This is a genomic window from Tissierella sp., from assembly GCF_031460495.1.
GTDB lineage: Bacteria > Bacillota > Clostridia > Tissierellales > Tissierellaceae > JAVKTS01.
The window spans coordinates 291,779-308,022 of the sequence record NZ_JAVKTS010000004.1 but is presented as its reverse complement, the minus strand read 5'-3'; the positions used below and the strand labels follow the sequence as shown (position 1 = coordinate 308,022).

The 16,244-nt window shown below is 30.2% G+C and carries 10 protein-coding genes; 1 reads left to right on the top strand and 9 read right to left on the bottom strand.

Annotated elements, in window-relative coordinates:
- Nucleotides 1-411: 411 nt before the first annotated feature.
- Nucleotides 412-1,323: a selenium metabolism-associated LysR family transcriptional regulator gene (locus RIN63_RS12075; protein WP_310444986.1), complete on the top strand. Its 912-nt coding sequence runs from the start codon at nucleotides 412-414 to the stop codon at nucleotides 1,321-1,323.
- A gap of 13 nt (nucleotides 1,324-1,336) precedes the next feature.
- Here RIN63_RS12075 and RIN63_RS12070 read toward each other — a convergent pair whose 3' ends face one another.
- The 9 genes from RIN63_RS12070 to RIN63_RS12030 all read right to left on the bottom strand — a co-directional run bounded on the left by RIN63_RS12070 (nucleotide 1,337) and on the right by RIN63_RS12030 (nucleotide 16,223).
- On the bottom strand, nucleotides 1,337-1,996 hold the full coding sequence (locus RIN63_RS12070; RefSeq protein WP_310444985.1) for a response regulator transcription factor: 660 nt from the start codon (nucleotides 1,994-1,996) through the stop codon (nucleotides 1,337-1,339).
- Complete coding sequence (locus tag RIN63_RS12065; protein WP_310444984.1) at nucleotides 1,993-3,138, bottom strand: sensor histidine kinase; 1,146 nt, start codon at nucleotides 3,136-3,138, stop codon at nucleotides 1,993-1,995. The genes RIN63_RS12070 and RIN63_RS12065 overlap by 4 nt, the downstream gene beginning before the upstream one ends.
- Nucleotides 3,139-3,164: 26 nt before the next feature.
- Complete coding sequence (locus RIN63_RS12060) at nucleotides 3,165-3,623, bottom strand: chemotaxis protein CheW (protein ID WP_310444983.1); 459 nt, start codon at nucleotides 3,621-3,623, stop codon at nucleotides 3,165-3,167.
- 33 nt (nucleotides 3,624-3,656) lie between these two features.
- A complete protein-coding gene (locus tag RIN63_RS12055) occupies nucleotides 3,657-4,778 on the bottom strand; it encodes a TMEM165/GDT1 family protein (protein ID WP_310444982.1) in 1,122 nt (373 codons plus the stop codon).
- A 74-nt stretch (nucleotides 4,779-4,852) separates the two neighbouring features.
- Nucleotides 4,853-6,130 carry an imidazolonepropionase gene (gene hutI / locus RIN63_RS12050; RefSeq protein ID WP_310444981.1) on the bottom strand — a complete coding sequence of 426 codons (1,278 nt, stop codon included), beginning with the start codon at nucleotides 6,128-6,130 and terminating at the stop codon, nucleotides 4,853-4,855.
- Between the two features lie 8 nt (nucleotides 6,131-6,138).
- The gene (gene ftcD, locus RIN63_RS12045) at nucleotides 6,139-7,035 is read right to left on the bottom strand and encodes a glutamate formimidoyltransferase (RefSeq protein ID WP_310444980.1); all 897 of its coding nucleotides are present in this window, start codon (nucleotides 7,033-7,035) and stop codon (nucleotides 6,139-6,141) included.
- A gap of 14 nt (nucleotides 7,036-7,049) precedes the next feature.
- A complete protein-coding gene (locus RIN63_RS12040; protein WP_310444979.1) occupies nucleotides 7,050-9,077 on the bottom strand; it encodes a urocanate hydratase in 2,028 nt (675 codons plus the stop codon).
- A gap of 12 nt (nucleotides 9,078-9,089) precedes the next feature.
- Nucleotides 9,090-10,619 carry a histidine ammonia-lyase gene (gene hutH / locus RIN63_RS12035; protein WP_310444978.1) on the bottom strand — a complete coding sequence of 510 codons (1,530 nt, stop codon included), beginning with the start codon at nucleotides 10,617-10,619 and terminating at the stop codon, nucleotides 9,090-9,092.
- A 225-nt stretch (nucleotides 10,620-10,844) separates the two neighbouring features.
- Complete coding sequence (locus RIN63_RS12030) at nucleotides 10,845-16,223, bottom strand: diguanylate cyclase (RefSeq protein WP_310444977.1); 5,379 nt, start codon at nucleotides 16,221-16,223, stop codon at nucleotides 10,845-10,847.
- Nucleotides 16,224-16,244: the final 21 nt, after the last annotated feature.

Here is a 16,244-nt window from a genome sequence, read left to right as displayed (position 1 = left end):
TTCAAAGTTTCTCACACTGTTTAGTTATCTAGGTTCATCGTCGTCCCTCACGAGGCGACTTACTTAGTATAGCAAATTTTTCATTTGCTGTCAACCGTTTTTTTAAACTTTTTTTAAATCGTTTTTGATTTAAGTTTGTTTAATGTCTCAGCTGACTTTTATTATTATATATGGTTTATGTTATATTGTCAACCATTCTTGAAAATTTTATTTTATGTTTATATAATCATTTTCACATATTATTAAAATTAATAATTACAAGGTTACTTATAGATATTTTGTTCTTTTATAATATAGATAAATTTGTTAAAATTATTATAGCTTAATATGTTTTCTTTGGTACAATGTAGGTAATGTGATAATATGTATAGGTATGTTATTATTAAGAATAATTTATAAAGAGGTGTTATAATGGATTTTAGGCAATTGGAGACATTTGTTGAGGTTGTAAAACTAAAAAGCTTTTCTAAAGCAGCTGAGAGACTTTTTATTACTCAACCTACAGTGACTAACCATATACAAAACTTAGAAAAAGAGCTAGGTACTTTATTAATAAATAGATATGGTAAAAAAATAACTTTAACAGATGCAGGTAATTTACTATATAAATATGCAATAAATATATTAAATTCCTGTGAGATGGCAAAGTTTGATTTGGCTTCTTATCAAGGTAAAATACAAGGACATTTACACATATATTCTAGTTCAGTTCCACGAAAATATTTACTTCCTTCAATAATAAAGAATTTCATAAATACTTACCCAGATGTAACCTTTTCTTTAAATGATAAAGATTCAGAAAAAGTAGTTAGAGGAATATTAGATGGTGAAACAGATTTTGGAATATTAGGTGCTAAATATTCTTCAAATAGTATTAAATATATTGATCTGATGGAAGATAGATTAGTTCTAATTACTCCTAACTCTTCAAAGTATCCTGAAGATAACTATTCTGTAATAAGTAAAGATGTTTTATTTAATGATAAGATTTTATTAAGGGAAGAAGGTTCTGGAACAAGGGGTTTAGTTGAGAGCCTATTAGAAAAATCAAAGGTTCCTGTAAGCAAGCTTAATGTTGCTGCCTATATTGAAGATACTGAGACTATTAAAGAATTAGTATCATTAGGTGTAGGAGTTAGCTTCTTATCAGAAAAAGCCATTAATAGTGACATTGCTTTAGATAAGTACAAAGTCTTCTATCTTGATGGTATAGACTTTAGAAGAAAATTCTATTTTGCTTTCCATAAGAGCAGACAGTTATCTCCCCTTAGCGAAGCTTTTAAAAATTATGTACTACAATATATAGAAGACCAGAAGATATAATTCTACTGGTCTTTTATAATTTTTTAATATCATTTTTATATGCAAAAATTGCAGCTTGTACTCTATCATTTAAATCAAGTTTCCTAAAAATATTAGACACATGATTTTTGACAGTCTTCTCGCTAATATACAGCCTAACTGCAATATCCTTATTATTTAGTCCTTCTGCAATAAGAATTAGTACTTCATACTCTCGTTTTGTTAATGATTTTATCTTTGCAAGGTTAATACTACAATACCCATCACTATTATGTGACTCATCCAATAATTTGGCAACACTTTGTTGGATATATTTCTCTCCCCTTGCTACATTTCTAATTCCTTCTATCAAAATATCAGCACATGAATCCTTTAATATATATCCATCAGCTCCTAATTTTAAAGTTTTCATTATGTATTCTTTATCCTCATGAATACTTAGAATTATGATTTTTGATTTTATACCCAAATCTTTGAACTTTCTAAGGGTTTCAATTCCATTTAACTTAGGCATATTAATATCTAGTAAAATTACATCTGGCATTAATGTTGTAACCATATTGAAAGCTTCTTCCCCGTCACCAGCTTGTCCAATAACAATAAAATCATCCTCTAATTCCAATATTTGTTTTATTCCTTCTCTAATTAATCTGTGATCATCAGCTAAAAGTATTCTAATTGTTTTTTCCTTCATGATTGCTCCTCCTCTCCTAAGGGTATGAATATGCTTAATTTAGTTCCTAGATTTGCAGAAGATGAAATATGAAGGTTTCCATTTAACAATTCAACTCTCTCTTTAATACTAATTAACCCATATCCACTTGATATCGAATTATACTTTTCTTTAGAACTACTTATATCAAATCCTATGCCATCATCTATAATTGATAAATTTAATCTTGATACAGATTTTTCTAAAATAATAGAAGCAGATTTTGCCTTAGAATGTTTTCTGATATTATTTAATGATTCTTGAGCAATTCTAAAAATAGCTATTTGAATCGCTGATTCCAAAGAATTAAATACTCCAAGTTTCTTTAAGCTGACTTTTATTCCCGTATCTTCTTCAAAAATAGAAATAAATCTTTCTAAAGTCGGAACTAGCCCAAGATCATCTAATGACATAGGTCTTAAATCATAAATTATCTTTCTCACATCTTTTAAGGTTCCCCTGATAATATCTTTTAAACTATGAAGTTCATTTTTTGCTCTAACTGAATCCATATCCATAAGCCTCTCACACAGTTCAGCCTTAACTATAATATTGGCTAAACCTTGAGCAGGCCCATCATGCATATCCCTTGCAACTCTATGCCTTTCTTCCTCTTGTGCCTCTATAATCTTTATCCCTAAGTATTGTCTTTTGCTTAATTCATCAACTGTATCTGCAATATTACCTGCATTCCCCATTAAATACTCAGCTGCTACACTAATCTGCTTACTAATATTCTCTGCCTTTGTAAATACTACATAGGAGCTCTTCAATCTTCTCTCTAATTCACTACGTTTCTCAATTGAGTTTTTTTCTTCTTCTCTCTTTAGTAGGAGCTTAATCCTGTTCTCATTTGCAATATCATAGGCTTCCCTAATTTCACTTTCATTAAATATATTGAAATTCTTGCTTTTATTGGATAAAACATTACGATATTTTCTATCATTATCCTCCAGTATTTCTGTTTCTAGTAAAATATCATTAATCTTAGATTGCAACAACTTAATTTCTTCTTCAATCTTATTGCACTCATCTCTAGATGTAACAACAATCTCTAATATCTCATCCTTGCTACCTTTAATTGATTCTATAGTACTTTCTAATATAGAGTTCAACTTCTCCAAGCTGATTTGCTTACCCCTCATATTATTTAAACCTCTAGATTTTGTATTACTTCTATTTCATCCTGTGATAATATTTTCTTAAGATCTATCAAAATCAACAATCTCTTTTCATCAAGTTTGCCTACACCTGTAATATATTTTTTATCAACTCCTGCAATAAATGTAGGGGCTTCATCTATTTGATCGTCATTTAATCTAACAGTCTGTGAAGCTTCGTCAACTATAAATCCGATTTCTTTATTATCTAAATTAATAACAATAATTCTAGTATCTTTAGTTATCTCTGATTCTCCTAATAATAATCTTTTCTTCAAGTTGATAATTGGTATTACATTTCCTCTATAGTTTATTACACCTTCAATAAAATTAGGTGTACTTGGCAATGAAATCGATTCTTCATAAGGACTAATCTCTTTTACATTCATTATGTCAATACCAAACTCACCTTTCCCTAATTTAAATACCACATATTGATTTTCAGACATGCTATTTCCTCCCTTTTTAAAATATTATTTTTACTAATGCAAAATTGAATTAATTCTTTTTTCTAATAATAAACCATACTTATTATTTCTCATTTTAGTTTCTTTTAAATATGTCTCTAGTTCTACAGTATGGTTCAATTTTCCACCAAACAGAATTATTTCTAATGAAGACTTTATCTTATTTACAACAAAATCTTCTTCCTTATTCCAGCCATTATTAATGGAGTCTAATATTATCATACTTAATGCCTCTATAACCTTGTTGATATCATATTCCTTTTTTATCAAGGAATTTATATCTACATTTACTTCAGAATAATAATTTTCATTTTCTCTTGCTTCATTTAATATAAATCTAGTATAACCTATTAGACAATGACTTCCAATACATTCTCCACAATTTTCTTTACCTAAACAAATACTATCCAATTTTTCTTTTAAGAGTTTTGTTTGATTATAAAGCTCTAAAGAGATTTGTTGCATAGGAGATTTTTCATGTTTTCCTCTATTGACAATTAATTTCTTTACTAAATACAATTCAATAATTATTATCCCTGATAAGTATAATACTATATTTAATATATTAATATAGGCTTTTGGAAGTGTATTTGCTAATTTTATGCTACCAAATAATATAAAAACTATTGATGAAGCTAATTTTATAAACATCTCGGGTATTTTGTCCCCAATTCTACTACCTACAAATATACCTAATCCTGATGTGGCCACCATTCCTAAGGTAGATCCTATTAGTATGAATAATGGATAATTTCCTTCAGTTGATAATGTCATTGCTGTAAGCTGAGTTTTATCTCCTAGTTCTCCAATAAAAAAAGCCAATGCTACAGTTACGACAGGACTAAAAATTCTTTTATTATTAGCATCATCCATTTCTTCATCTTTTAAAGCCATTATACCAAATATAACAAACATAAGACCAGCAATAATTTGAATTAAATTCATAGGTATAACTTTTGATAGAAATCTACCCAAGATTATTGCTATACCATGATTTAATATTACACCTATTACAACCCCAGAAATAACTTCTTTTACTTTATACTGAGTTGCAAAGGTCATTGCTATTATTTGGGTTTTATCTCCCATTTCAGCCACAAATATTAATGAAAATGCTCTAATTAGTTCTTTTATCATTCAATCCTCTTCCTCCATAATGAAGAGACTTTTAGTTTGGGATTGTTTTTCCTCAAGCCAAAAGTCTCAGTTATTTAGTTAAACAATGGTTTTAATTTTTCATATACAATTTTACCTTTTTTAATTACCTTATCTGTATGATTTATTCCAAAATGATATAGGACATATTCTAGATTTGGTGCATCGAAAATTACTATATCTCCTTGTTTCCCTAATTCTAAGCTACCAATTTCTTTTTCCAAACCTAAAGCACTGGCACCATTAATAGTTACAGCAGTAATAACTTCTTCAGGAGTTAATTTATATATTAAAGCTGCAAAACTCATAATAAGTTGTAAATTTTCCGTTGGACAGCTTCCAGGGTTATAGTCTGTAGATAATGCTATGGGAACTCCCTCTTCTATCATTTTTTTAGCTCTAGCAAACTTACCTGTCTGTAAATTAAAACTTGTGCCAGGTAATAGATTCGCTATTACTCCTTTTTCAGCCATTTGGGTAATTCCAGCATCTGACGCAGCTATTAAATGATCAGCTGTAATGCATCCAACCTCAGCTGCCAGTTCAGCTCCACCTAAGGGTTCAATTTCATCAGCGTGAAGTTTAGCTCCCATGCCATATTCCCTCGCTGCTAACAAAATGCGTCTTGATTGATCTATTGTGAATACACCCTCTTCACAGAAAACATCACAAAACTTTGCTAAATTTCTTTTAGATACTTCTGGTATCATATCCTCAATAATAATATCTACAAACTCATCTGAATTTTCCTTATATTCTTTTGGTATAGCATGAGCTGCCATAAAGGTTGAAACAATATCAATGGGATGATCTTTATTTAGTTGATTAGCCACTTCTAATTGCTTTAACTCAGTATCAAAATCATCTATACCATATCCACTTTTTGCTTCTACTGTAGTAACTCCAAATTCAAGCATAATGTTCAAGCTTTTATTTGCTTGATTATATAATTCTTCAAATGTAGCTGTTCTAGTTGATTTCACAGTGGAGTGAATACCACCTCCTGCTGCTAGTATGTCTAAATAAGGTACTCCTTTTAGCTTCATTGCTAATTCATTTTCCCTAGAACCACCATGGACTACGTGTGTATGAGAATCAACTAAGCCAGGAGTTACGGTTTTTCCTTTACCATCTAATACAATAGTATCTTCATCCATCATAATATTTGATGGTAATGCACCTTCACCTATATAAATTATCTTTTCACCATTTAGAGCAATTATACCATTTTTAATTATTCCTATATCTTTTAATGTTTCTTTAATCCTTGGTTTGTTTTCACCTTTTAAGGTTATTAAGTTGTCTATGTCTTTTATAACCAAAGTAGCTTTCATTTTATCACCTATTCCATCATTCTTTTTTCTAAGATTTGGTTATGGTCAAAATTTTCTACTCTTAAATAATAGTCTGCTACATCTAACATGGCTGCCATTGGGAGTAATCCAATTATTTCACTACCTATAACATTTACTCCATACCTTTTTGCTTCTCTTTCTATAGCATCAAACACTCTAAACAATGGTGTTTTAGTGTAGTCTACCATATTCATGCTTACTTGTACAATATTTCTTTCTTTGATCTCTATTCCTAAAGCTTTACAGTACTTGAATCCTCCACCGTTTGCTCTCATTGCTTTTGCAATATTTTTTGCAACATTAATATCATTTGTTCCTAGATTAACATTAAAGGCTACTAGAGGCATCCTTGCTCCAACTGCTGTAACTCCTGCCTTTACATTTAGCTCTATCGGACCATAGTCAGGCGCCCAATTTTCTTCCTTTAACTTAGTCGCCATAGCTTCGTATTGTCCACGTCTTACATCAGCTAAATTTTCTCTACTTAGGGAGCTAGCTGATTTTTCATATAAGTAAACTGAAATATTAAGTTCTTCTCCAATTCTCTTGCCTAATTCCTTAGTTAGTTCTACACATTCTTCCATAGTTATGTCCGATATTGGAATTAGAGGAATAACATCCGTTGCACCCATTCTAGGGTGTTCACCTAAGTGGTTTCTCATATCTATTAACTCAGATGCTTTTTTACATGCATTAAAAGCTGCTACTAATACCTGCTCTGGTTCACCAATAAAAGTAACTACTGAACGATTGTGATCTTTATCCATGGAATAATCTAATAGCTTCACGCCATCTACTATTCTAATTTCTTCAACTATCTTTTCAATAATTGCTTTATCTCTTCCTTCGCTAAAATTTGGTACACATTGAACAATTCTTGCCATTGAAATACCCCCATTTATTTATTGTGTTTTTCTTCGACCAATCTCTTTACCAAATTATCATCTGCCACAAACGGTATTGTTATATGGTCTGTATCTTTAAACTTATTGTTGTACTCAACACAAGTTGAAATTGAATTTTCATTTCTAGCCCAAGCTCTTCTTGCTACTCCACCCATTACATCCCATGGCATAGAAGTCTTAAGTATATTATCTACTCTTTCTGAACCATCTAATACCATTCCAAAACCACCATTGATTGATTTCCCTATGCCTACTCCTCCACCATTGTGAAGAGCAATAAGGCTCATTCCCCTAGCAGCATTACCTGCAAAACATTGTGTTGCCATATCCGCCATAATATTGCTACCATCTTTTATATTTGCAGTCTCTCTAAATGGTGAATCAGTACCACCTGTATCGTGATGATCTCTTCCTAACATTATTGGACCAACTTCTTTATTTCTAACCATTTCATTGAATTTTAATGCTATTTCAGTTCTTCCTAGTGCATCTTGGTATAAAATTCTAGCTTGAGTACCTACAACAAGTCCATTAGCCTCTGCATCTCTTATCCAAATATAATTATCTCTATCCTGACCTCTTCTATTAGGGTCTATACATTCCATAGCAGCTTTATCAGTTTTTATTAAATCTTCATGTTTTCCACTTAAACAAACCCATCTAAATGGTCCATAGCCATAGTCGAATAACATAGGCCCCATAATATCTTCTACATAGGATGGGAAGATAAAACCTTCTGACTCGTCTATTCCGTTCTTAGAGATTTCTTTAGCTCCTGCGTCGTATATCGCCTTCATAAAGCTATTTCCATAGTCAAAGAAGTAAGTTCCCTTTTCTACTAGTTTTTTAATTAGTTCAAAATGATGGATTAATGATTCATTTACAAGTTTAATAAATTGAGTTTTATTTTTTTCAAGCATATCTGTTCTTTCTTCAAAATTTAATCCCTGTGGGCAATAGCCACCATCATAAGGAGCATGGCATGATGTCTGGTCTGACAGTAGTTCTATGTGGATATTATTATTAACTGCATACTCTAATAAATCTACAATATTACCGTGGTATGCAATTGCTACTGCTTCTTTTTTTGCCATATAACTATGGGCATATTCAAAAAGTTCTTTCAAATCATTAAAAGATTTGTCTATCCATCCTTGATCTAACCTAGTTTTTATTCTTGAATAATCTACTTCGGCTATGATTCCTACACCATTAGCTATCTTTGTAGCCTTACCTTGTGCTCCACTCATACCACCTAATCCTGAGCTTACAAACATATGACCCCTTAGATCACCATCGTCTTTTACTCCTAGCTTTATCCTACCAGCATTTAAAATAGAATTATATGTTCCATGGACTATTCCTTGAGGTCCAATATACATCCATCCTCCTGCTGTCATTTGTCCATAATTTGCTACTCCCATAGCTTGAGCTTTAATCCAATGTTCTTGATCATCAAAAGCACCTATCATAAGTGCATTTGTAATAATTACCCTTGGGCTAGTAATAGAGGATTTAAATAGCCCCACTGGATGTCCTGAAGCAACTACTAAAGTCTGTTCGTCTGTTAACTCCTCTAAATACTTCTTAATCAATCTATATTGCATCCAGTTTTGACATACTTGACCAGTCTCTCCATAGGTGACCAATTCATATGGATACAATGCAACATCAAAATCCAAATTGTTATCAATCATAACTTGAAATGCTTTACCTTCTATACATTTACTATTATATTCGTCAATTGGTTTACCTTGTATATTTCCTTCAGGTCTATATCTATATCCATAAATTCTTCCATGAACATATAATTCATCTAGAAATTCCGGAGCCAATATTTCATGCAACTCTTCCGGTACATATCTTAGGGCATTTTTAAGTGCAATTTCAATTTCTCTCTGTGTCAAATTTAGTTCCCTTTTTGGAGCTCTTCTTATGCCATTCTTAAATGTAGGAATTGGCGGTAGCTCATTATCCAACTTAATAGTCATAGATTTTGAAATCTCAAAATTGTTAATCATCGAATCTCCCCCTTATAGTAATTTACCTACTGCTTCTTCTACTTTATTAACTATTATCTCAGATTTAATTATATCCTCGCAACTGTTAATATCAATATACATTACTCTGTCATCTTCAATAAGTTTAATATTATCTCTGATTATATTATAAGCTATATTGGTTCCTTTTCCTAAGCCTTTATTACCTCTAAGATCAATAGCTTGACAAGCAGCCAATATTTCCATAGCTAGGACTTTTCTTACATTACCTAATATTTCTCTTGCTTTCCTAGCAGCTATAGTTCCCATAGATACATGATCTTCTTGATTTGCTGAAGAAGGAATTGAATCAACAGAAGCAGGATGTGCTAAGATTTTGTTCTCAGATACCAAAGATGCTGCTGAGTATTGTACAATCATAAAACCTGAGTTTAGTCCACCTTTTTCTACTAAAAATGCTGGCAACCCATTACTTAGAGAAGGGTTCACTAATCTTTCAAGCCTTCTTTCAGATAAATTTGCCAGTTCCGCTAAACCAATACCTAAGAAATCAAAGGATAAAGCCATTGGTTGACCATGGAAATTTCCACCGGATATTACTTCTTCCTCATCTAAGAAAATCAAAGGATTATCTGTTGCAGAATTCATCTCTATTTCAACTTTTTCCCTTACATAATTAAAGCAATCTTTGCTAGCTCCCTGAATTTGAGGTATACACCTAAGTGAATATGCATCTTGTACTCTTATTTCGCCTTGTCTGCTAGTCATGGAACTATTTTCTAATAGAGTTAGTAAATTCTTTGCAGTATTTATTTGTCCTTCATGAGGTCTTATATTATGGACTCTTGGGTCAAAAGCATCTACTATTCCATTTAAAGCTTCTACAGTTAAAGCAGCTGAAATATCAGCAATCTTACTAAGGTTCATACTATCATATATGGTTAGGGCTCCTATAGATGTCATTACTTGAGTTCCATTAATTAAAGCAAGTCCTTCCTTGGATGTTAATTCAACAGTTTTAATATTTGCACTTGCCATAGCCTCTTTACCAGACATTCTCTTACCATTGAATATAGCTTCGCCTTCACCTATCATAACAAGTACCATATGTGATAATGGTGCTAAATCACCACTAGCTCCTAAAGATCCTTTTTCTGGTATAATCGGATGGACTCCTTTGTTTACCATATCTATTAATGTATTTAATGTAGATAGCCTGATACCAGAGTACCCTTTGGCAAGAGCATTAGCTCTAAGTAGCATTATTCCCCTTACTACATCTTCATCTAAAGGATTCCCTACTCCGCAGGCATGACTTATAATAAGATTTCTTTGCAATACTTTGGTTTCTTCACCAGTAATTACAACATCACTAAACTTGCCAAACCCTGTAGTTATACCATAGACAATCTTATTTTGATTAACAAACTTATCTACTAGTGCTCTAGCTTCTTCTACCTTAACTATTGCTTCTTTTGTAAGTTCAATCTTCTCTCCTTGCCTTGTGACTCTTATAAACTCCTCCAAAGTTAAGCTGTTACCATCAATAAACACTTTTTTCATATTACTACCTCCATTTAAATTCATTAGTATAGTTCATTACTTAATTAAAGTGCATAAGAAATGACCACAGAAGGTCCTGTGGTCATTTCTAATTTAATATATTTTATTGAGGTGAATGTATTATTAGACATAATCTCCTCGCTCCATACTTGTATTAAAAACTTAATAACTCATGTTATCATTATAACATATTAGTAAAAATAATAGTACTATTATTAATATTATTTATAAAATACCTGTAAAGATATTAACAAGACTTTTAGCTAAGTTAAAGCTATTGAAATCAAATTCTTTGTTTTTCAAGGGTGCAGAAATATATAGTATACCCTTTATATCTTCATCCTTAATCATTGGTAAAACCATTATTGATTGCCAATTTGGTAGCCCGGATAAAGAGTCAACATTATCAAAGTTATCCCAATCTATTAAGAATTCACCTTTCTTTGTTTTAATAACTTTATCAATAATGTTATTATTTAAGGAAGTTATCTTAGTCCAATTATCATTGAATCTAGTACGAGAAAAATATCTATTAGTTTCTATACCATTATTCAAAGGTACTATAGTTGCATATTCTGCATCTATTGTCTCTAGTAGTCTTCCTAGAAATTTGAATGTTTTGTCTCCTACATTACCTTTTTCTTTTATTAATTCAATAACATCTATTAATGCTGAAAGATTAATATTATCTTCTTCAGTATTACCTGTTAATATCCCAGCAAGCTTGTCAATTCTATTTATTGTATCACCCATTTGACTATTCCATAATACTACTTTATTTCTACCGGTCTCTTTTGCATAATATAGTGCTTGATCCACTTTTTCAGTTAAATCTTCCTTAAATTGACTGTGCTGTGGGTAAAGAGATATACCCATACTTACAGTAATTTGTTGTTCTATACCTTGTATTTTAATATTTTCTATGTTCTTCCTTATTTTTTCAGCTATTATCTTAGACTCTTCTTCCAAAGTGTTTTTCAGTAATACAGTGAATTCTTCCCCACCATATCTAGCTACAATATCTGTACTTCTAACTGTAGATTTTAATACATTCCCTATAGCAGCTAGTACATCATCTCCCTTTCTATGGCCATAAGTATCATTGATATTTTTGAATCTATCTATATCTAACATTAATACAGAAAAGTTTCCATTGATTGCTTTCATATCAATAAGAAGTTGGTCAAATCTACTTTCATAATATTTCCTAGTAAAAGTACCCGTAAGTTTATCTGTCGTCGCCATTAACTTTAGCTTATTATTATCTAGATTAACAAATACTAAATAGGAAAGATTTGATACTAATTCCAATCTTTCATAATCAAATCTATTAAATACTTTATCTGTTTCTAAATAGATATACCCTTTACTGTAACCCTTTTCAAAAGAGTGCTTTCTTCTATCTAGTTCAACTTTTGAATCTTCTTCACTAATAATAACAGGAACACAAATAATTCCTTTGATTTCATTGGATAAAAACTCCTTATATCTACTCCTTTTTGCTTCATTAGTGTTATTAGATATAAGTAAGCCTTTACTAGATCTATTCGCTAGATTTAGGATGTTCTCATTAACCATATGATTAGAATTATTATTTAGTGATGAAACCACCTTGTAATTTTTGTTGATTTCATCATAATCTAAAATTAATCCCCTATTAGCAAATGACTCTTTACATAAGTAACTCAAAATTAGATTCAAATTAGATTCATAGTCATCCCTTAGTTTTGAAATTAGGCTCTCTATATTATTTATATCTAATACTTCATCATAATAATCCAATTGACTAATCTTAACGAATTCTTCACTTCCAACGATTTCAATAATATTAGTTATATCAAAATAATCATATAAGTCTTCTTCAGTAATATCCTCTAATTTAGTATTGATTATTGTGCTATTATACAGCTCTTTGATAGCCATAGCAATCTTTTCTTTAACTAAATCTACTTTTCTGCTTTTGATATAACTAAATTTCAACTTAGAATCTGGTATTGTTAAAATCACTTTGTAAATACTATCAAGAATTTCTAATAAATATTTTAAAGATTTTTTATATTCGCCTTTTGAAAATAGCATTAGTCCAATTTTCATAATGAGGAAGGATTTTACTAGATATTCATTTTTCTTTGTAAGACTCTCCATAATGGCAATCAAATGATTTATATCTACTTTTAAAGGGTCAACACAAATGATTAGTATATTTCTCAATTTCTGCAAATATTCATTATCCCAAGAGCCTATTAGTGTTGCATCCTCACTCAATAATTCCCTTGCATAATCTAGGTCTTCTGCTAAAATACTAACTAGTGAAAACTGTAAAAGTGAAGATCTTCTATCTTGTACTAGTTTAGTTTCCTTGTATAGATTCCGAATATTATCAATTTCTTCTACTTGGTAAATTGATTGCTCAAAATATTTAAGATAGAGTATTCTACATTGTGCTCTTAAATATTCCTTGGTACTAAATTCTTTATATAATTCGCTAGCTATTCTTGAATGCTCTATACCTTTTTCCCAGCTCCCTAAATAACTATAAAAATCCCCTAGGAAATTCTGGTAATTACTATTTGTCTCAAAATCTGCTATCTCTTTATTCTTATATATTTCTTTTAAATAATTATAACATTCATAAGCCTTATTATAATCAGAAATACTCAAATAATTCTGCCCCATTAGTATATAAATGGTAACTAACTTATTTATATCTTGTAATTCTATCGCAGATTTTCTAGCTGCTTCAACAAATTGAAGAGATCTTTCAAATTCATGTTTATCTATATAGATACTAGCTATATTCATTAAGAAGGTAATTTCGACTTCTTGAATTCCATATTTAGATGCAATCTTTAATCCCTTTTCATAACTTTCCATAGCTTTATCAATATCAGAATAATAATCTGCATATATTGTCCCAATATTATTTATTGGTCTTGTAGCTTCAACTAAATTACCAGTTTTTTGATGATAAAAAATACTCTGCTCATAATTTTCAATAGCCTTTTCTATATTACCATTTAAAAATCTTGTTAAGCCTAATCGGTTATATATTGTCCCCATATAATCATTTATTTCATATTGTTCAGATAGTCTTATGGCTTCTAGCAATATATCTTCTGACAATTTAAGCTCTCTATTCTGAATAGCAGGCCTGGCTCTCAATGTTAATACAACTATGATTCCTTCAATATAATTGTTAGCTTTGGAAATATCTTCAATCTCTTGTATCTCTTTATACACAGATTCCCATTGCATTCTTATATGATAAATCTCAATAATTGTTGTTTTAGCTTTAATAATATGCTTTAAATCTTTTACTCTTTCAGCTTCTTTTTGATATTCATCTAAATAGGCTCTACCTTTCTCTGTCTCTGATTTTAGATAGTATATATCCACCAATCTCTCTAAAATCTCAAGCTTAGTTGTTCCCTTAGAGTTTTTTACAATATTATATGCTCTTTCAAGTAAGAATCGTGCATTGGGACTGTATTGATTTTCCAAACTTTTTACTTTACTTATTATAATTTCTAGGGCTATATCTGATTGATTTGATCTATCCAAATGGTATAGTAACTCTTCCAACATCATATCTAGATTTTCAAATTCAATTTCTTGTATTACTTTCGCAGCTTTACTGTGTAATTTAATCTTTTCATCCTGAGAAAGCTCATGATATATTAGTTTCTTAAGATCATTATTGTTTACACTATAACTATATCCTCTATCAGCTACCTTCTCATCGATGAGTCTTAATCTAATTAAATCATCCAATTCTTCTTCTAATTTTTTCTGATTTAGATCTACCATATTAAGTAATATCTTTTTATATAAAACTTCATTAAATATAACCATAACCTTAAATACTTCAAAATAGTTTTCTTTAATAATTGTTATCTGTTTTTTTAATGCATCGTCAATATCAGAAGGGAAATATAGATCATCATAACTATCCCCTTTCCTGTACCAGGTTCCTGAAACATTCATATATAAATCACCAATACTATATAAATGTTTTATTATATATTCAATATACCTAGGATTTCCTTGACCTTCTTTAAATAATACTGATGCTAGCTCCATGGGAACATACGACATGCCCAATATATTTCGAATCATCAGCCCTACTTCTTCTAAGTCTAATTTATGAAGGTCAATATCCGTAAAATATGTTTCTCTTACCCATTCTTCACATTTGTTTTTTATTATAAAATTTTTATCTGCACGGCCCACTTCGTAGGATAATATAAAAAACAAATTATTACTTTTTATATTTTTAATTAAGTAATCTAGCAGCATTAAGAAATTACTATTACAGTTTTGTATATCATCGATGATAATATACATTATGTTTTCCTTAGAAAGCTCAGTAAAATAATTACCAACTCTATTATATAATCTAAAGCGTTCAGACATTTGGCTTAAATCAGTTTCAATATCTTCTTCAATATTTAATCTTAACTCAGGAAGCAACCTAGATAACTCATTTCTATACTTTTCCATTAATTCTGGTGGCGTATCCTTCATAGTTTGTTTTAAGATATTGGACATATCCAATAAATCGTTGTTTTCACTTTCGTGAACCTCGATATGATATACATTACGACCCATCAGTTTCAACTTAAAAGAAATTTCGTTGAGAAATCTAGATTTTCCCATACCAAAATCTCCATTTACGACTAACCCATTGCTTTTATTGTTTCCATTTATTATTTCCTCATCTATTGCCATAACTTGTGCAATTTCTTTATCTCTGCTAATAATCCTATTATTAAAGTATAAAGCATCTCTATTTTTTCTTATGTCATAATAATAATCCAAATTAAACAAATTACTTATTTCATCAATTATTTCTACTAGTTTAACATCTTCTGTAGAAAAATCTCTCCTAGTAAGTTTATGAATAATATTATTCAAAGTAAGTTTTTGCTCTTCTGTTAATAAAAGCATTTCATCGTATTTAAATATCTTTATATTATCAACTAAAAAATCCTGTAACAACAAATATTTGATTAGGATGCCTAATGAATAATAGTCTATCCTATTATCGTTTTCATTTTTATTGATTAAGGCCTGAGGAGATATAAAATATCGTTCGAAATCATCATAATGATCAGCAAGAGTTTTTTCAACAATGGTAGATAAGTCAGTTAGTTTAATATTATTCTTCTCTGATACAAAGATATTAGACGGGTTTAATAACCTATAAGTAGCTCCTTTAAAATGCAAGAAATCTATAGCCTCCATAGCATCTAGGATTATGTGAAGTCGTTGCCTTAAATCTAGCTTGTCTTTTATCTTAGACAATTGAGGTGAATTAGTATATTCAGTTAAAGAATAGTATAATAACATATTTGTTTTTTTTGTATCTATAGTATTAACCAGATTAAATTTATCACTGGATAGTATGAATTCATGTCTAATATTATATAGGTGAATAAAATTATCTGCGAAATAGTTAACTAATTCTTTTGAAATATTATTCTCATAAATTTTCATATACTTAGTCTCATCGTCTTCCCATAAATCAGATATTATATAGGATTCAAAATAAGCATTTTGTTCAAATGCCTTTTCTATTTTGTATCTATTATCAATAATTTTCATTATTATCCCCTCTTTATTCAG